The sequence below is a fragment of the Sphingomonas sp. HITSZ_GF genome, assembly GCF_029543155.1.
Lineage (GTDB): Bacteria > Pseudomonadota > Alphaproteobacteria > Sphingomonadales > Sphingomonadaceae > Sphingomonas.
On record NZ_JARQXA010000004.1, the window covers coordinates 489,506 to 507,621 of the forward strand.

The following is an 18,116-nucleotide window of genomic DNA, read 5'->3' on the forward strand; positions in this document are numbered from 1 at the left end:
GTGCCACAGCCCTGGCGGTCCCGTCAACCTCAGCGGTCGAACGAGACCTTCACCGTGGTCGAAAGTCCCGGCCGCAGCCGTGCCAGCGCCGCCTGGCCGGGATCAAGGACGATGCGCACCGGCACGCGCTGGACGATCTTGGTGAAGTTGCCCGAGCCCGGCTCGAAGGGCAGCAGCGAGAATTCGGAGCCCGATGCCGGCGCGAAGCTCTCGACATGCCCCTTCAGCGCGTTGCCGCCCAGGGCATCGACCCACACCAGCGCGGGCTGGCCCGCGAGCATCTTGCGGGTCTGCGTCTCCTTGAAATTGGCGACGACGTAGAGCTGGCGCACCGGCACCAGGGTAAGCAGCCGGGTGCCGGGCTGGACATAGTCCCCCGGTTGGGCCTGGCGATTGCCGACGACGCCGTCCACCGCGGCGCGAATCAGCGTGTAGCCCTGGTCCTGCTCGGCGAGGCGCAACGCGGCGCGGGCGCGTTCGGCACCCGCGACGACGCTGGCGAGGCCGGCATCGAGCGAACCGCGCTTGGCCGAGGTGACCGCGGCGCGGTCGCGGGTGGCGTTCAGGCTGGCGCCGCTCTGGTCGAGCCTGGCGCGCGCATCGATCGCGGTGGCGCGCATCCGCTCGGCGTCGCGCCGGGTGGCGAAGCCGCGGGCGAGCAGTTCGTCGAAGCGCACCCGGTCAGCCTCGGCGCGGACGACCTCGGCGTTGGATGAGGCAATGGCGGTGCGGGCGACCGCGACATCGGCACCGGCGGCGACGCTCTCGGCGGCCTGCGAAACCAGTGCCGCGCGGGCGGCAGCGACTGCCGCATCGGCATCGCGTACCGCCGCCTGTGCGGCAGACAGTTTGGCAGCGAACTCGCGATCGTCGATGCGGACGAGCGGGTCCCCGGCGCGGACGACCTGATTGTCGCGCACCAGCACCTCGGCGATCTGTCCGGCGATCCGGGCTGAGACCAGCGTGGAATCGGCGCGCAGATAGGCATTGTCGGTGGTCTCGCTCGACGCCGGGAGCGCGATCCACACGGTGCCGGCGACCGCGAGCAATGCGGCGGCGCCCCCGGCGACGAGCGCGCGGGGAAGGCGGCGGCGGGCTGGCGTTTCGACTTCGATCTGGGCGGGAGCGTTCATTGCGAGATCACCAGCAGGGTGGAGGTGGCGGAGGCGAGCAGGCGGCCCTGCGCATCGGTGAGCTTCGCCTCGGCAAAGGCGACGCGGCGGCCGATCGAGACGACGGTACCGACGGCGCGGACCGGGCCGGTGTCGGCGGTCATCGTGCGGTGATAGGCGGTCTTGAGCTCGAGCGTGGTGTAGCTCTGCCCCGCCGCCAGGCTGGTGTGCGTGGCGATGCCGCAGGCGCTGTCGAGCAGCGTCGCCGCATAGCCGCCATGGATGGTGCCGAGCGGGTTATAGGCGCGCCGGTCGGGCGTGCCCTCGAACACGGCATGGCCCTTGGCCGCCTCGACCAGCGCGAAGCCGAGCGTCTCGCCAATCGGCGGCTGCTTGCCCGCGGCAAGCAGCGCCTGGACTTGCTCGAGCCCGGTCATGCCGCGGGTTCCAGCCGGTAGCGGGCGCGGATCGCCGCCTTGGAAGCCGCCAGGATCGCATCGGATTCGGCGAGGTCGATCGCGGTGCGGGCGAGGAGCAGCGCGCCAACCAGCTCGGACAGCATCGAGCGGCCGGCATCGGCGGGATCGGGCACCCCGATCCCACCGAGCGCCGCGCCGAGCCAGCCGGAGAGTGTCGCGGCGCCCTGGGCGAAGCGGGTGCGGGCCACGGGCTCGAGCCGGGCCATGTCACCCGACAGGGCAGCCACCGGACAGCCGCGGCCGCGGGCATCGCGATGCAGCGCCGACAGGTAGAAATCGACATAGTTCGCAAGGGCCTGGCGGGGATCGGCCTCGGCCATGCTGCGGTCGAACCGGCCGCGGGCTTCCTCGAACATCAGGGCGATCGCCTCGGCGACCAGCGCGTCCTTGGAGGGGAAATGGGCATAGAAGCCACCATGGGTGAGGCCGGCCTGCTTCATCAGCGCCGCCACGCCCACGCCCGCGGGGCCGCGCGCCCGGATCGAGCCGGCGGCCTCCTGCAGAATCTTCTTACGCGTATGTTCGCTATGTTCGCGCGGATAGCGCATCTTCGGGCGCTCCTTGTTTTATATGATGATCATCATATAAAAGGGCCTGCACGCATTCGCAAGAGGCCCTAATGGCGCAGACGATCGACCCCCAGGCGCTGCCGGATCGGCGGAAATTCCTGATCTTCGGCGTGATGGCGTTCGGCCAGTTCATGGCGCTGATCGACATCCAGATCGTCGCTGCCTCGCTCAACGAAGTGCGTGCGGGACTGTCCGCCAGCTCGGACGAGATCAGCTGGGTGCAGACGGCGTACCTGATGGCCGAGCTGGTGATGATCCCCTTCTCGGCGTTCCTGGCGCAGGCGCTGTCGACGCGCTGGCTATTCACGCTTTCAGCCGGTTTGTTCACCGTTGCTAGCGCGCTGTGCGGTCTCGCCTGGAGCATCGAATCGATGATCGCCTTCCGCGCGCTCCAGGGGTTCGTCGGCGGAGCGATGGTGCCGACGGTGTTCGCCACCGGCTTCGCAATGTTCTCGGGCAAGCAGCGCGCGATGATCCCGGCGATCCTGGGGATGGTATCGGTGCTGGCACCGACGCTGGGCCCCACATTGGGCGGCTGGATCACCGACGCCGCCGGCTGGCGCTGGATCTTCTACATCAACATCCTGCCCGGCGCCGCGGTGGCGACGCTCGCCTTCACGATGATCCGCGTCGACCTACCCAATCCCGCGATGCTCAAGCGGATCGACTGGACGCATCTGTTAGCGATGGCCGTTTTCCTGGGCGGGCTCGAATATGTGCTCGAAGAGGGGCCGAAGAACGATTGGCTGCAGGATCATGCCATCGCCACCGGCGCCTGGCTGAGCTTCGTCGCACTGCTGCTTTTCCTGGAACGGTCGTTCCGCTCGGAGAATCCGATCGTCAACCTGTCGCCCTTCCGCAAGCCGACCTTCGTCTTCGCCTGCGTGTTCAACCTGGTGATCGGCTTCGGCATCTATGCCGCGACCTATCTGGTGCCGGTCTTCCTCGGCACGGTGCGCGGCTACAATGCCTCGGAGATCGGCTCGACCGTGTTCATCGCCGGCATCGTCCAGATGCTCGGCGTGCCGGTGGCGGCGTCGCTGTCGCAGCGGCTCGATCCCCGGATCATGATCACCTTCGGGCTGAGCCTGTTCGCCGCCGGGCTGTGGCTGTTCAGCTTCATGACCCCGGACTGGGGCTTCCATGCGCTGCTCTGGCCGCAGGCGGTGCGCAGCTTCGCGATCATGCTGTGCATCGTCCCGAGCGTGAACCTGGCGCTGGCGGGGTTCGCCGGGCCGGAGCTACGCTACGCGTCCGGACTGTTCAACCTGATGCGGAACCTGGGCGGGGCGATCGGCATCGCGCTGGTCAACACCTGGCTGCAGGACAATGCCCGGCTGCACATGCTGCGGCTGGGCGAGGCGCTGGGCGCGGCGGGGCGATCGGGCAGCGCACTGATCGAGGGGCTGGCGCAGCATGTCGGCAGCCTGACCGCCGATCGTGCGCACGCGCTGCAGATGGCGCAGGGCATGGCAGGCCAGCTCGCTCAGCGCGAGGCGCTGACGCTGGCGTTCAACGACGTCTTCCGGATCATGGCGATGCTGTTCGTCGCGGCGCTGGTGCTGGTGCCGCTGTGCCGCCCGCCGGCGCGAGGGTGACGAACGAGGTGGCCGGGCGGCCTATTTCCCCGTGAAGCTCGGCTTGCGCTTCTGGAGGAAGGCCATGCCGCCCTCCTTGGCATCGGCGGTGGCGAAGGCGGCGCGCTGATTGTCTGCTTCCATCGCCAGAGTCTGCTCCAGCGTGGCTTCGAGCGCTTCGGCCATGCCCTGGCGGATCAGGCCGAGCGCTGCCGTGGGGCCTGCCGCCAGCCGGGTGGCGAGTGCCAGCGCTTCATGCTCGAGCTGCTCGTCCGAGACGACGCTGTGGACCAGGCCCCAGTCGCGCGCCTTCAGCGCCGGGAGCTTCTCGCCGAGCATCATCATCTCGAGCGCGCGCGAGCGGCCGACCAGGCGGGGGAGCAGCCAGGTGGCGCCGCCATCGGGGACCAGCCCGATATTGACGAAGGCCTGGAGGAAATAGGCGGTGTCGCTCGTCACGCAGAAATCGGCGGCGAGCGCCAGGCTGCAGCCGATGCCGGCCGCCGGGCCGCGCACCGCGCTGACCACGGGAACGCCGAGCCGCGAGACCGCGAGGACGGTGGGGTGGTAATGATCGGTCAGCGCCGAGCTGGTCGCCGCGGCGGGATCGGCGGAGGCGAGCACCTGTCCGCTCACGTCGGCGCCCGAGCAGAAGGCGCGGCCGGCGCCCTGGATCAGCACCGCGCGGGCGCCATCGAGCGTGGCCAGCGCATCGCGGATCTCGTCGAACATCGCCGGCGGCGCGGCGTTGAGGCGATCGGGCCGGTTGAGCGTGATCACCAGCACATCGCCCGTGCGCTCGGTCAGGATCATCTCGTACGCCATGGGTCCACTCCGGTTTCGTTTTGCGACCGATAGCGGGGTGGCGGGAGGCGGAAAAGGGTGAGCGGGATTCCGCTAGGGAAGCGGTGGTTGGTGCGTGGCCGATCGTCGGCGGAATCGAGGGAAGCACTGCAACCAGTCGATTCGCTATGGCTAAACTGCTCCCCGGCGAAAGCCGGGGCCCAGCTGCAACATCGTTCAAGAGGTGCCCACGCCTAACGAAGTTCGCCGCTACTGGACCCCGGCTTTCGCCGGGGAACAGCTTGGGTCAGCAGGGGGGCTCTATGGCGTGGTCGTAGCCGACGTTCCCTGCGGGCCGCTCGCCGTCGCGGTCAGCAGCGAATCGCCGCCAAGCGTGCGGTAGAGCGTCACCAGGTTGGTCGCTTCGATCAGCCGGGTCTGCACCAGCCCCTGCTGCGCCGAATAATAGGAGCGCTGCGCGACGAGGCTGGCGAGGAAATTGTCGATGCCGCCGCGATAACGCGCGTCGGCGAGGCGATAGCTGTCCTGCGCGGCGGTAAGGTTCGCGGTATCGGCCTTGAGCTGGTCGTCGATCGTGCCGCGCCGCGCCAGCGCATCGGCGACTTCGCGGAAGGCAGTCTGGATCGCCTTCTCATAGGTGGCGAGCGCGGCGTCGCGCTGCGCCTCGCTGAGCTGCACGCCCGCGCGGCCGGCACCGGCGTTGAAGATCGGATAGCTGCCCGAAGCGCCGCCCGACCAGTGGAAGCCGTCGCCCGAGAACAGGCCGGTGAGCGCGTTGCTGGCCAGGCCGAGCAGGCCGGTCAGCGAGATGCGCGGGAACAGCGCGGCGCGGGCGGCGCCGATCTCGGCATTGGCGGCGCGGAGCTGATATTCGGCCTGCACCACATCCGGACGGCGGAGCAGCACGCCCGAATCGACGCCGGCGGGCAGCTCGGCGACGGTCGGCGCGGCTTCCTCGATCGAAGTGGAAAGCAACGCGGGGTCGATCTCGGCGCCGACGAGCAGGCGCAGCGCGTTGACGTCCTGCGCCAGCGCGGTCTTCTGCGCGGCGACGTCCGACTGGGCGCCGGCCAGCGTCTGCTGCGCCTGGGCGAGATCGGTGCGCGGCGCGACGCCGCCCTTCAGCCGCATGTCCGTTAGCTTCACCGAACGCTCGGCATTGGCTGCGGTATCCTGGGCGAGCTTTAGCAGGCTCGCATCGGCGGCATGGTTGAGCCAGGCGCTGGCGATGTCGCCGACCAGCGCGAGCCGGGTGGCGCGCGCGGCGGCTTCGGTAGCGAACCAGTTGTTCTGCTCCGCCCGGGTGAGCGAGGCGACGCGGCCGAACAGATCGAGCTCGAACGCGGGCACGCTGATCTCGCCCGAGAAGCTCGTGCGCGTGCCGCTGGTGCTGGCCGTGGTCGTGCCGGTGCTGTTGCCGTGCGATACGCTCGCGCCGGCATCGGCATCGAGGCCGGGCAGCCGATCGGCGCGCTGGATGCGATATTGCGCGCGCGCCGCGGCGATATTGGCGGCGGCGATGCGCAGGTCGCGATTATTGGCCAGCGCCTGCTCGATCAGCTTCTGGAGGCGCGGGTCCTTGAAGATGTCCTGCCAGGTGACCGTGGGCAGTGCGGCTTCATTGGCCCTGAGATAGGCATCGCCGACGGGCCAGCTCTGCGGCACCGGCGCGGCCGGCATCTCGAGCTTGGGATCCATCGAACAGCCGGCCAGCGCGGTGCCGAGCATCAGGGTGAGGACGAGGTGCTTCATGCCTGCGCCTCCGGCTTGTTGCGGCCCATTCGGCCACGCACCGCCTTGAGCGAATCGCGCACGCCGCGGCGGACGAGCACGAAGAACAGCGGGATGTAGAAGATCGCCAGGATCAGCGCGGTGAGCATGCCGCCGATCACCGCGGTGCCGATGGCGATGCGGCTGTTGGCGCCGGCACCGGTGGAGATCGCCAGCGGCAGCACGCCGAAGATGAAGGCGAGGCTGGTCATCACGATCGGGCGGAAGCGGATGCGGGCGGCCTCGATCGCGGCCTCGATCACGCGCTTGCCTTCCTTTTCGGCGCGCTCGGCGAACTCGATCATCAGGATCGCGTTCTTGGTCGCCAGGCCCATGGTGGTGAGCAGACCGATCTGCAGATAGACGTCGTTCTGCAGCCCGCGCAGCGACACCGCGAACACCGCGCCGATCAGGCCGAGCGGCACCACCAGCATCGCGGCGACCGGGATCGACCAGCTCTCGTACAGCGCGGCGAGGCAGAGGAAGACGATCAGCAGCGAGACGCCGTAGAGCAGGGGCGCCTGGCCGCCGGCGAGCCGCTCCTGATAGGAGAGGCCGGCCCAGGATACGCTGGTGCCCGGGATCTGCGCCGCGAGCTGCTCCATCCGGTTCATCGCATCGCCCGAGCTCTTGCCCGGCGCCGGCTGGCCCTGGAATTCGAAGGACGAGATGCCCTGGAAGCGCGAGACGGTGGTCGGCGCGGTGGCCCAGCTGATCGTGGCGAAGGCGGAGAAGGGCGCCATCTGGCCATTGCTGCCGCGGACGAACCATTCGCCGAGATTCTTCGGATCGGCGCGATAGGGCGCGTCGCCCTGCACATAGACGCGCTTGACGCGGCCGCGATCGATGAAGTCGTTGACGTAGCGGCCGCCCCAGGCGGTCGACAGCGTGCTGTTGACGTCGGCCTGAGTCAGCCCGAGCGCCGCCAGCTTCTCCTGGTCGATCTGGATGTTGAGCGTCGACACGTCGGGCAGGTCGGACAGGCGGACCGCCTGGAGATCGGGATCGGCATTGGCTGCGGCGAGCAGCTTGTCGCGCGCGGCGAGGAAATCGGTGCGCGACATGCCACTGGTGTTCTGCAGCTCGAGCGTGAAGCCGTTCGACTGGCCGAGGCCGCGGATCGCCGGCGGCACCAGCGCGAAGACCTGGGCATCGCGGAAGTTGCGGAAGGCGCCCGCGGCGCGCTGGACGATGGCGTCGGCGCTGTTTTCCTTGCCCGGGCGATCGTCCCAGGGGACGAAGTTCACGAAGCCCTGGCCGGTGTTCTGGCCGCTGGCGCCGCCGCCGCCGCCGCCGCCGGTGACGGTGAAGGTGGTGGCGATGTTCTTGCCTTCCTGCCCGCGCATATAGCGCTCGATCGCGACCTGGACTTCCTGGGTGCGGGCCTGGGTGGCGCCGGCGGGCAGGCGGAACTGGATGCTGGCGGCGCCCTGGTCCTCGGTCGGCAGGAAGCCGGTCGGCAGACGGTAGAACATCAGCACGAGCAGCGCGCAGACCAGCAGGTAGATCAGCAGGAAGATCCACTTGCGATCGACGACATAGGAGATGGTGCGGGTGTAGCGCTCGATCGTCCACTCGAAGCCCTGGTTGAACTTCTCCGAGCCGGTACGCGCCCAGCGGCCGACAAAGGGCACGCGGCGCGCGAGCCAGCCCGAGCCGGGCTCGGCCATGTCCTTCTTGCGCTTGAGCATGGTGGCGGTGAGCGCGGGGCTGAGGATCAGCGCGACCAGCACCGACAGGATCATCGCCGAGACGATGGTGACCGAGAATTGGCGGTAGATCACGCCGGTCGAGCCGCCGAAGAACGCCATCGGCAGGAACACCGCGGAGAGCACCAGCGCGATCGCGACGAGCGCGACCTGGATCTGGTCCATCGACTTGATCGTCGCCTCGCGCGGGGTGAGCTCGGGATCCTCCTCCATCAGGCGCTCGACATTCTCGACGACGACGATCGCGTCGTCGACGAGCAGGCCGATCACCAGCACGAGGCCGAAGAGCGTGAGCGTGTTGATCGAATAGCCGAGCGCGTAGAACACCGCGAAGGTGCCGAGCAGCACCACCGGCACCGCGATCATCGGCACCAGCGTGGCGCGCCAGCTCTGCAGGAAGACGAACATGACGATGACGACGAGGATGATCGCCTCGATCAGCGTCTTCACCACTTCGTCGATCGAGAGCTTGATGAACTCGGTGGTGTCGTTGGCATAGGCGTAGTTGAAGCCTTCGGGGAAATCCCTGGAAGCTTCGGCGACGGTCTTCTTGATCAGCTCGGCGGTCTTGAGCGCGTCGGCACCGGGCGAGGTGCTGATCGCGATGCCCGAGCCGGGATGGCCGTTGACGCGGCTGACCGCGTTGTAGCTCTCCGCGCCCAGCTCGATCCGGGCGACGTCCTTCAGCAGGACGTGCGCGCCGCTGGTCTGGGTCTTGAGGATGATCTTGGCGAACTGCTCCGGGGTCTGGAGGCGCGACTGGGCGGTGACCGTGGCGTTGAGCATCTGGCTCGTCGGCATCGGCTGGCCGCCGATCTCGCCCGCGGCGATCTCGGTGTTCTGGTTGGTGATCGCGGTCACCACGTCGCTCGGCATCAGGCTGTAGCTGGCGAGTGCAGCGGGGTTGAGCCAGATGCGCATCGCATAGGGCGAGCCGAACACGTTGACGTCGCCGACGCCGGGCAGGCGCGAAAGCGTGTCCTGAAGGTTGGACGAGAGCCAGTCGGACACGTCGCGGTGGGTACGCTTGTCGGTCTCGTCATAGACGCCGACGAGCAGCAGCGTGTCGGGGTTGGACTTGGTGACGCGCACGCCTTGCTGCTGGACCTGGTTGGGCAGGCGGGAGAGCGATGCCTGTACCTGGTTCTGCACCTGGACCTGGGCGATGTCGGGATCGGTGCCCTTGTCGAAGGTCGCGCTGATCGTCACTTGCCCGCGCGAAGTGGACGACGAGCTGAAATAGAGCAGGCCGTCGATGCCGGTGAGGTTCTGCTCGATGATCTGGGTCACCGAGTTCTGCACCGTCTCCGCCGAGGCGCCGGGATAGGTGGCGCGGATGTTGACCTGGGGCGGGGCGATGTCGGGATATTGCGCGATCGGCAGCGCATAGACTGCGCCCAGGCCCATCAGCATGGTGATGATCGCGATCACCCAGGCGAAGATCGGGCGATCGATGAAGATGCGAGACATGGGAGCTTAGCCGCCCTTCGACTTGGATGCGCCGCTGCCCTGGCCCTTGCGCGGCGCCTCGATCTTCTGCGGCGAATCGGCCGGGACGGGCTTGATCGCGGCATTGGGCTTCAGGTTGGCGATGCCCTGGGTGATCACCTTGTCGCCGGGGTTGAGCCCGCCGGTGATGACCCAGAATGCGCCCTGGGTGCGATCGGCGACGACGTCGCGGCGTACCGCCTTGTTGTCGGGCCCGACCACCCAGAGCTGGGCGCTGCCCTTGGCATCGCGCGACACTGCCTGCTGCGGCACCAGATAGGCGCGCGTGTCGATCGCCTGGGTGAACACCGCGCGGACGAACATGCCGGGCAGCAACAGGCCCTCGGGATTGGGGAAGCTGGCGCGCAGCGTGACCGTGCCGGTGGTCTGATCGACCATCACCTCGGAGAACTGGACGGTGCCGGCCGATCCATATTCGCTGCCGTCCTCGAGCTTGAGGCGGACGCTGGCGCTGCCGGGGCTGACGCCCTGCTGGGCGAGCGCGCGGCGCAGCGCGAGCAGCTCGGTGCTCGACTGCTGGATATCGACATAGATCGGATCGAGCCGCTGGATCACGGCGAGCGGATCGGTCTGGTTCGTCGTGACCAGCGCGCCTTCGGTGACCAGCGTGCGGCCGATGCGGCCGGTGATCGGGGCGGGCACGCGCGTGAAGTTGAGGTTGATCTTCGCGGTGCGCAGCTGCGCGCCGGTCTGCGCCACCTGGGCGTTGGCCTGCCGCGACGCCGCGGCGGCATCGGTGTAATCCTGCTTGGCCACCGCCTCGGCCTCGGCAAGCGGCTTGTAGCGATCCGCCTTGATCTTCGCCGCCTCGGCCGTGGCGCGGGCGTTCTGGAGATTGGCCGAAGCCTCGGCCACGCTTGCCGCGTAGAGGCTGGGATCGATCTGGTAGAGCGTCTGCCCCTGCCGGACGATCGAGCCTTCGGTGAAGAAGCGCTTGCGGACGATGCCGGCGACCTGGGGACGCACCTCGGAGACCTGGAACGGGTTCACCCGCCCGGTCAGCTCCGCCACCACCGGCACTTCACCCGGCTGCACCACGACATAGCCCACCGTCGGCGGGCCGCCGGCGCCCTTTTTCTGCGCGGTCTGGCTGCCGCTTCCGCAGGAGGCGAGAATCAGCGTTGCGGAAAGGAGGACAAAGGCAGGAAGGCGGGAGCCGCCAAGGGTGATTCGGCGCAATTCTTCAACCCGGATCAAGGCGCCGACTCGGGGCGCGGTTCTATGCGGAAACGCTCTTGGGCAGGCGCCTGTACAGGCGCAATACAAGAAATATCCGGGAAACGCGAAACTAGGCCCGGTCCTGGGACAGCGTTTCTACGGTTGAGCAAGCTATTGCAACATGCCGGTGCACCACTTTGATCGCTTGTCCTTGAAGCGGCATGTAACTGGCGCGTTGCGGCGCGCCCGGAAGCGGCCTATTGGCGCGCGCCAATATGGCACGCATTGAAACGCCCAACCGCATCCGGGGTACGCAGGACATTTTCGGCGAAGAGCAGCGCAGGTTCGCCCGCGTGCTCGAGACTTTCGACCATGTCCGCAAGCTCTATTGCTTCCAGCGCGTCGACATCCCGGTGTTCGAGGCGACGGGCGTGTTCGCCCGCTCGATGGGCGAGACCAGCGATGTCGTCTCGAAGGAAATGTACACCTTCGAGGACAAGGGCGGCGACCTGATCACGCTGCGCCCCGAATTCACCGCCGGCATCTGCCGCGCCTATATCACCGAGGGCTGGCAGCAATATGCGCCGATCAAGCTGGTCACCTCGGGCCCGGTGTTCCGCTACGAGCGCCCGCAAAAGGGCCGCTTCCGCCAGTTCCACCAGCTCGATGCCGAGATCCTCGGCGCGGCCGACCCCGCCGCCGATGTCGAGCTGCTGGTGCTGGCCGACCAGCTGCTGCGCGAACTCGGCATCGAGGACGTGACGCTCCAGCTCAACACGCTGGGCGACGCGGAGACGCGCGACGCCTGGCGCTCCGCGCTGGTCGCCCATTTCGAGGCGCATAAGGATCAGCTGAGCGAGGACAGCCTGGTCCGGCTCGAGAAGAACCCGATGCGCATCCTCGATTCGAAGGATCCGAAGGACCGCCCGATCGCCGACAGCGCGCCGGATATCGACGCCTATCTGACCGAGGAGGCGGCGGCCTTCTTCAAGGCAGTGACCGACGGGCTTGATGCGGCCGGCGTCCAGTGGACGCGCAATTCGCGCCTCGTGCGCGGGCTCGATTATTATCGCCACACCGCGTTCGAGTTCGTCACCGACAAGCTCGGTGCGCAGGGCACCGTGCTGGCCGGTGGCCGCTATGACGGCTTGGTCGGCAATCTCGGCGGCCCCGAGACGCCGGGCGTGGGCTGGGCGGCAGGCGTCGAGCGGCTGGCGATGATGATCGCGGAGCCGGCGGCGGAAAACCCCGACGTGATAATCGCCGTGGAAGATGACCGGGCGCTGGGCCATTCCCAGCGCGCGATCAGGTTGCTCCGGGACAATGGCTTTTCCGCCGATATGATCGCGACCGGCTCGCCCCGGAAGCGCTATGACAAGGCGGCCAAAGTGAATGCGAAAGTCCTGGTCTCCTTCCGGCTTCAGGACGACGAAGTCGTGACTAACATTCGCTCCGCCACGCCGACCGATGAATATGTTCGCGTGAGTCAGCTGCTGGAGTCGCTCGCGTGACCCTCTTCCTTTCCCCGGCGAAGGCCGGGGCCCAGCCCCATTCAAACATCGCGCGCGGTAGCGCGCCTTTGGTTCAGAGCCGAGTCTGGGCCCCGGCCTTCGCCGGGGAAAAGCTTGGCCAGCAGGCAGCCGCATGAAGATCCCCGCCGACCGGATTGCCGCGATCGAGGCGCGGCGCGACGAGCTGCAGGCGATGATGGCGACCGGCGACCTGTCGGGCGACCGCTTCGTCGCGGTCTCCAAGGAATATGCCGAGATCGAGCCGGTGGCGCTGGCCGCCGGCGAAGTCCGCCGCTTGCGCGGCGAGGCCGAATCGCTGGCGCTGATGACGCAGGAATCGGACGAGGAACTGCGCGCGATGGCGGTGGAGGAGCTCCATGCCAACGAAGCCGCACTGGCCGATGCCGAGCGCGGGCTGGCGCTGGCGCTGCTCCCCAAGGATGCCGCGGACGCGCGCCCGGCGATGCTCGAAATCCGCGCCGGCGTGGGCGGCGACGAAGCCGCCTTGTTCGCCGGCGACCTGCTTCGCATGTACCAGCGCTATGCCGACCGGATGGGCTGGAAGATCGAGCTGATCTCCGCCTCCGAATCGGAATTCGGCGGCTACAAGGAAGTCGTGCTGAGCGTCACCGGCACCGGGGTGTTCGCCAAATTGAAGTTCGAGAGCGGCGTCCACCGCGTCCAGCGCGTGCCGGCGACCGAGGCAGGCGGGCGCATCCACACCTCGGCGGCGACGGTGGCGGTGCTTCCGGAAGCCGAAGAGGCCGATATCAAGATCGACGACAAGGATCTGCGCATCGACATCTACCGCGCCTCGGGCCCGGGCGGGCAGGGCGTGAACACCACCGACTCCGCGGTGCGCATCACCCACCTTCCCACCGGCACGATCGTCATCCAGCAGGACGAGCGCTCGCAGATCAAGAACAAGGCCAAGGCGCTCAAGGTGCTGCGCACCCGCCTGTACGAGCGCGAGCGCGACCGGCTGGCGCAGGAGCGCTCGGGCGCGCGCGCCTCGCAGGTCGGTTCGGGCGATCGCTCGGAGCGGATCCGCACCTATAATTTCCCGCAGGGCCGGGTGACCGATCACCGCATCAACCTGACGCTCCACCGCCTGCCCGAAGTGATGGAAGGCGAGCTCGACGAGCTGATCGGCGCGCTGATCGCTCAGGACGAAGCGGATCGGCTGGCGCAGCTGGATGGGTAGAAAGCCCCTCCCCTTCAGGGGAGGGGTTGGGGTGGGGCCTATTCCCTTGGCTTCCGGTTTCGGTGAGACACATGCCCCACCCCAAACCCCTCCCCTGAAGGGGAGGGGCTTATGAGTGTTCATGCCGCCCTCAACCAGGTCGCCAAGCGCCTTGAGCCCGTCTCCGATTCGCCCCGGCTCGATGCCGAACTGCTGATGGCGCATGCGCTGGGCGTGACGCGCGAGGCGATGATCCTGCGCCATCTCGGCGATCCGGCGCCCGAGGGGCTGGAGGCTTTGGTGGCGCGGCGGCTGGCGCATGAGCCGATCGCCTATATCACTGGCAGCCGCGCCTTCTGGACGATCGAGCTGGCGGTGGGACCCGGCGTGCTGATCCCGCGGCCCGACAGCGAGACGCTGATCGAGGCGGCGCTCGAATATTTCGGCGCGCGCAGCCCGGCGCGCATCCTCGATCTCGGCACCGGGCCGGGCACGCTGCTGCTCGCGGCGCTGGCCGAATGGCCCGAGGCGCAGGGGCTGGGCATTGACGCATCGGAGGCCGCGCTGGGCTATGCCGGGCGCAACGCCGTCGCGCTGGGCATGGAGGCGCGGGCCCGCTTCATGCCGGGCGACTGGACCCAGGGGCTCGACGGCCGCTTCGATCTGATCCTGGCCAATCCGCCCTATATCGGCACCGATGAGGCATTGCCCGAACAGGTGCGTGCCTACGAGCCGGGCGCGGCACTGTTCGCAGGTGCGGAAGGGTTGGACGACTATCGCCGGATCATCCCCGATCTGCGCCGGCTGCTCGCGCCCGGCGGCGCCGCAGTGATCGAGATCGGCTGGACCCAGGCCGAATCCGTATCCGCGATTGCCCGGAAGTGCGGTTTCGCCGTGACGCTGTACAAGGACCTTGGCGAGCGGCCCCGGGCATTGCTGCTCTCTTGAAATGACCCGAAAACGACATATATTTCTGCTTGGAGATTGGTGCTGCACCGGCTAAGACAGCCACGGGGTAGGGCACTTTCAACCAAGCCGTTGAAAACTTGGGCCGTGAGAAGCACGCCCCGATCCAGGTCATGACAGCCACTGCAGTCCGGTGGCCATGGCGGCGACCAAAGCCTCCCGAGGCATTGGCGCGCATTTGTAAACTGCATCCGGGACCCAGGAATTGGACCGACGGACAGCGTAAACAAGACAGGACAAATAGACCTTGATGAACAATCGTCAGGCTGGCCGCCGTCGTGGTCGTGGCGGACAGCAGCAGCGCCAGGGTGGCAACCCCGGCCAGGGCAACGGAAATCGCATCGACAACCGTGCGCGCGGCAATGCCGCCCAGCTGCTCGAAAAGTACAAGAATCTGGCGCGCGACGCCCAGATGCAGGGCGACCGGGTCAACACCGAATATTACCTGCAGTTCGCCGATCACTATTTCCGCGTGCTGAGCGAGACGCGTTCGCGCTTCGAGGAGCAGAACCAGCAGCGCCGCCAGCGCGATGACTTCGACGGCGACGACGAGGATTTCGAGCTCGAGGCCGATGGCAACCGCGCCGAGGACGGCGAGGAGCAGCCCCGCGAGCAGCGCGCTCAGCAGGATCGCCCGCGCCGGGACCGCGAGGATCGCCAGGAGCGTCCGCGCCGTGATCGCGAGGAGCGCGGCGGCCGCAGCAACGGCCAGAGCAACGGTCACGCCGCTGCCGAGGGCGAAGGCTTCGAGGCCGGCGAAGAGCGCGCGCCGCGCGAGGAGCAGGCGCCGCGCCGCGCCCGTCGCCAGCGCCGCGACGAGGCCGAGAGCCATGCGATCGACGCAGCGGTGCTGCCGCCCGCCTTCGGCGTGGTCGATGCAGCATCCGAGGGCGAGGCGGACGAGCCGGTGAAGAAGCCGCGCCGCCCGCGTGCCCGCAAGGACGCGGAAGCGCCGGCCGCCTGAACCGGCGCCGCGCGCACGCTATATATATATGCAACGCTATCGGCGGCTGGGCTCGGGCTCAGTCGCCGATATCTATTTCGGGGCTGATCCGGTCCTCGACCTGCTCGTCATGGCCGGTGCCCGAGCTGAGGAACATCAGCCCCATCAGCGCGGCGCCGAGCAGCATCGTGCAGAAGATGCCGAGCGATGTAGCGATGGCCAGCGTCCAGTTGAGCCAGCCCAGCCAGTGCCAGAGGATCAGCACCGCGCCGATCGCGGTGGCAAGCGAGACCAGCGCCATCCCGCCGAGCACGCGGCGATATCGCGCCCAGGCGAAGGCGGCATAGTCCGGATCGTCGAGGCCCCGGGGCGATTCCATTTTTTGCAATTGGGGTCGATGTGTGGAAGACTCAACCGCCTGAACCCGATTGAGGAGTCGAGCGATGACCATCGCGGCAATCCTGGGGGGAAAAGGGCGCGACGTGGTGTCGATCCAGGGCGATCGCACCGTGGCGGACGCAGTCGCGCTGCTCGCCGAAAAGCGGATAGGCGCAGTGCCGGTGATGGCCGGCGGCGCCGTGGCCGGCATCTTCTCCGAACGTGACGTGATCTACGGGCTGCAGCGCGAAGGCGCGGGCGCGCTCGACCGCAGGGTGAGCGAAGTGATGACCGCGCCGGCGATCACCGTGGCGCCCGACGAATCGGTGCTCGGCGCGCTGGCGCTGATGACGCGGCGGCGCATCCGGCATCTGCCGGTGGTCGAGGGCGGCGCCTGTGTCGGCTTCATCTCGATCGGCGATCTGGTGAAGTACCGGATCGAGCGGATCGAATCCGAAGCCGATGCGATGCGCGCCTATATCCAGGCGGTCTAGGCGCCGCGGTTGCGGATCAGGTTGATCGACTCGACCAGCATCCGCCGCGCGAACAGAAACAGCAGCGCGGCATAGGCAATGCCGCCGGCGCTCACCAGCAGCGCGAGATGGACGAGCGGCGGCAGCGGCGGCAGCAGCGCATCGACGCCTTTCACCAGCAGCGCCATCGCGCAGGCGGCGAGCACCGGCGGCGCGATCGCCTCGACCAGCGCGGCGAAGCGCACGCCGATCACCGGCAGCGTCCGCCAGGTGCTGACTGCGAGATAGATCGGATAGGCGGCGAACCAGGCGGCGACGAGGCCCATCACGCCCCAATGCACGCCGACCAGGAAGGCGATCGGCAGGCAGAGCGCGCCGGTCATCGAATTCTGCGCGCTGATCCCCGGGCGGCCGCAGGCGTCGCTGGCGGGGGCGAACAGCACCTGCAGCGTCATCATCGGCATGGCGAGCGCGAGCCAGTGCACCACGGGCGCCGCTTCGAGCCATTTGGGGCCGAGCACCACGGCGACCAGCGGATCGGCAGTGGCGGCCATGCCGAGATAGAAGGGCATCGCGACCAGCATCACCAGCCGCGCCGACTTGGTGAAGGCGGCAGCGACGGCGGCGCGGTCGTCCTTCAGCCGGGCATAGGCGGAGAAGGCGACTTCGTTGAGCGGGGGCACGAACTTCGAGACGAAGATCTGGGTGAGGAAGAGGCTGGTCGTGTAGATGCCGAGCATGTGCGGATCGAACAGTCGGCCGGCGATGAACACATCCGCCTGGCTCTGCGCGAACCAGAAGAGCTGGCCGGTGGCCATCACCCCGCCATAGCGGGCGATGTCGCCGGCGCCGCGAAAGTCGAAGCTCGGCCACATCAGCGAGCGCGCCGCGATGGTCATGCCGATCGCGCGGGTGGCGAACAAGGCGATCGGAGCGGCGACCAGCGTCCACACCCCCATGCCGGCGAGCGCACCGGCGAGCGCGGTGACCGCACCGGCCAGCGCCGAGACGAAATTGACCAGCGCCTGCTTGCGGAAGTCCATCTCGCGCGAGAGCAGCGCCTGGGGCAGCGCGATGAACGGCGTCGCTATATAAAGGAGTGCCTGCACGCGCAGCAGGTCGGCGACCATCGGCTGGCGATAATAGGCCGCGGCGGCGGGGGCGGCGAGGAACTGCAGCGCGCCCAGGCCGAAGTTCAGCAGGATCAGCATGCCGAACAGCTGGCGCTGGGCATCGCGCCCAGCATCGGCGCGCTGGATCAGCGCGCTGGCCAGGCCATAGCCATTCAGCATGTTGAGCAGCACCAGGATCACCTGGGTCATCGCGAACAGGCCGTATGCGGAGGGGCCGAGCAGCCGGATGACGATGAAGGTCGACGCCCAGGTAAGCAGCTGGCCGAAGATCTGGGTGCCCGAACGCCAGATCACGGCGCTGCGGACCTGCTGGTGCAGCGTCATGCCTTCGGGTTCGGCGGCCAGTACGGGTTCACTCATGCGCGCGCTATGCGCCCGTTCGCCTTTATGCGCCGTAAACCGCCACACCCGCGCATTTGCGTGATTCCCAATTGGTTCCGGGGAATCGGCCAGGGAATCGCTTCCGGCGCCCGATTCCCGCCCGAGTCGAGGGGGTGATTCGGCTGATTCGGGGCCGAAAACGCTGCCGAGGCGCAACCTGCGAGGCAGTGCAGGTGCCAGAAAACCGCAGAAATCTGCCGTTTTCTGGCTATGTTTCGAAAGAAAGACAGAAAAGTACAAAACGCTGTTGACGGGTCGGGGAGCCGAGCATAGAAGCCACTCCACCGACGCGGTGCTCCTCACCGGAACGACGCGGCGGTCACCAAAAGCAAGGCGCACAGGTCGCCCCTCAAAAAAGGGGTTGGACGGTGCGTCGGTTTTTGTCGCTCTTTGACATAGTGATTTAGATGAAGGGACATGTGGGCGGCGGCCCCGGGTCTGGCGGCTTCTAGGCGTCAGTA

15 protein-coding genes are annotated in these 18,116 nt (G+C 68.0%); 6 read left to right on the plus strand and 9 right to left on the minus strand.

Annotated features, from left to right (window positions below; all coding sequences use genetic code 11):
• Window positions 1–29: 29 nt before the first annotated feature.
• From P6144_RS14115 to P6144_RS14125, 3 genes are read right to left on the minus strand one after another with little or no spacing between them, the layout of a single operon-like run.
• On the minus strand, window positions 30–1,133 hold the full coding sequence (locus P6144_RS14115) for an HlyD family secretion protein (protein ID WP_277768390.1): 1,104 nt from the start codon (window positions 1,131–1,133) through the stop codon (window positions 30–32).
• Entirely contained in the window at window positions 1,130–1,549 is a 420-nt protein-coding gene (locus P6144_RS14120) for a PaaI family thioesterase (RefSeq protein WP_277768391.1), read from the minus strand. The genes P6144_RS14115 and P6144_RS14120 overlap by 4 nt, the downstream gene beginning before the upstream one ends.
• Entirely contained in the window at window positions 1,546–2,139 is a 594-nt protein-coding gene (locus tag P6144_RS14125; RefSeq protein ID WP_277768392.1) for a TetR/AcrR family transcriptional regulator, read from the minus strand. Before P6144_RS14125 ends, P6144_RS14120 begins: the two co-directional genes overlap by 4 nt.
• Window positions 2,140–2,210: 71 nt before the next feature.
• On the opposite strand from P6144_RS14125, the gene P6144_RS14130 reads away from it, so the two are divergent.
• Window positions 2,211–3,758, plus strand: a complete 1,548-nt coding sequence (locus tag P6144_RS14130) for a DHA2 family efflux MFS transporter permease subunit (protein ID WP_277768393.1) — start codon at window positions 2,211–2,213, stop codon at window positions 3,756–3,758.
• A gap of 21 nt (window positions 3,759–3,779) precedes the next feature.
• On the opposite strand, the gene P6144_RS14135 is transcribed toward P6144_RS14130, so the two are convergent.
• From P6144_RS14135 to P6144_RS14150, 4 genes are all read right to left on the minus strand, one after another.
• Window positions 3,780–4,562, minus strand: coding sequence for an enoyl-CoA hydratase-related protein (locus P6144_RS14135; RefSeq protein WP_277768394.1), 783 nt, complete (start codon window positions 4,560–4,562; stop codon window positions 3,780–3,782).
• Window positions 4,563–4,841: 279 nt separating this feature from the next.
• The gene (locus P6144_RS14140; protein ID WP_277768395.1) at window positions 4,842–6,293 is read right to left on the minus strand and encodes an efflux transporter outer membrane subunit; all 1,452 of its coding nucleotides are present in this window, start codon (window positions 6,291–6,293) and stop codon (window positions 4,842–4,844) included.
• Window positions 6,290–9,490 (minus strand): efflux RND transporter permease subunit, encoded by a 3,201-nt coding sequence (locus P6144_RS14145; protein WP_277768396.1) that lies wholly within the window; start codon window positions 9,488–9,490, stop codon window positions 6,290–6,292. Before P6144_RS14145 ends, P6144_RS14140 begins: the two co-directional genes overlap by 4 nt.
• A 6-nt stretch (window positions 9,491–9,496) precedes the next feature.
• Window positions 9,497–10,648: an efflux RND transporter periplasmic adaptor subunit gene (locus P6144_RS14150; RefSeq protein ID WP_277768427.1), complete on the minus strand. Its 1,152-nt coding sequence runs from the start codon at window positions 10,646–10,648 to the stop codon at window positions 9,497–9,499.
• 314 nt (window positions 10,649–10,962) lie between these two features.
• Here P6144_RS14150 and hisS point away from each other — a divergent pair, with 314 nt between their 5' ends.
• The 4 genes from hisS (at window position 10,963) to P6144_RS14170 (ending at window position 15,311) form a co-directional block, all read left to right on the plus strand.
• Window positions 10,963–12,198, plus strand: a complete 1,236-nt coding sequence (gene hisS, locus P6144_RS14155; RefSeq protein WP_277768397.1) for a histidine--tRNA ligase — start codon at window positions 10,963–10,965, stop codon at window positions 12,196–12,198.
• Window positions 12,199–12,331: 133 nt separating this feature from the next.
• Window positions 12,332–13,402, plus strand: coding sequence for a peptide chain release factor 1 (prfA, locus tag P6144_RS14160; protein ID WP_277768398.1), 1,071 nt, complete (start codon window positions 12,332–12,334; stop codon window positions 13,400–13,402).
• Window positions 13,403–13,513: 111 nt separating this feature from the next.
• A complete protein-coding gene (prmC, locus tag P6144_RS14165) occupies window positions 13,514–14,329 on the plus strand; it encodes a peptide chain release factor N(5)-glutamine methyltransferase (RefSeq protein WP_277768399.1) in 816 nt (271 codons plus the stop codon).
• 268 nt (window positions 14,330–14,597) lie between these two features.
• Window positions 14,598–15,311, plus strand: a complete 714-nt coding sequence (locus tag P6144_RS14170) for a DUF4167 domain-containing protein (RefSeq protein ID WP_347275823.1) — start codon at window positions 14,598–14,600, stop codon at window positions 15,309–15,311.
• Window positions 15,312–15,369: 58 nt separating this feature from the next.
• Here P6144_RS14170 and P6144_RS14175 read toward each other — a convergent pair whose 3' ends face one another.
• Entirely contained in the window at window positions 15,370–15,669 is a 300-nt protein-coding gene (locus tag P6144_RS14175) for a hypothetical protein (RefSeq protein ID WP_277768401.1), read from the minus strand.
• Between the two features lie 64 nt (window positions 15,670–15,733).
• On the opposite strand from P6144_RS14175, the gene P6144_RS14180 reads away from it, so the two are divergent.
• The gene (locus P6144_RS14180) at window positions 15,734–16,162 is read left to right on the plus strand and encodes a CBS domain-containing protein (protein WP_277768402.1); all 429 of its coding nucleotides are present in this window, start codon (window positions 15,734–15,736) and stop codon (window positions 16,160–16,162) included.
• On the opposite strand, the gene P6144_RS14185 is transcribed toward P6144_RS14180, so the two are convergent.
• Window positions 16,159–17,634, minus strand: coding sequence for a lipopolysaccharide biosynthesis protein (locus tag P6144_RS14185; protein WP_277768403.1), 1,476 nt, complete (start codon window positions 17,632–17,634; stop codon window positions 16,159–16,161). The two genes, P6144_RS14180 and P6144_RS14185, sit on opposite strands and share 4 nt — an antisense overlap.
• Window positions 17,635–18,116 lie beyond the last annotated feature (482 nt).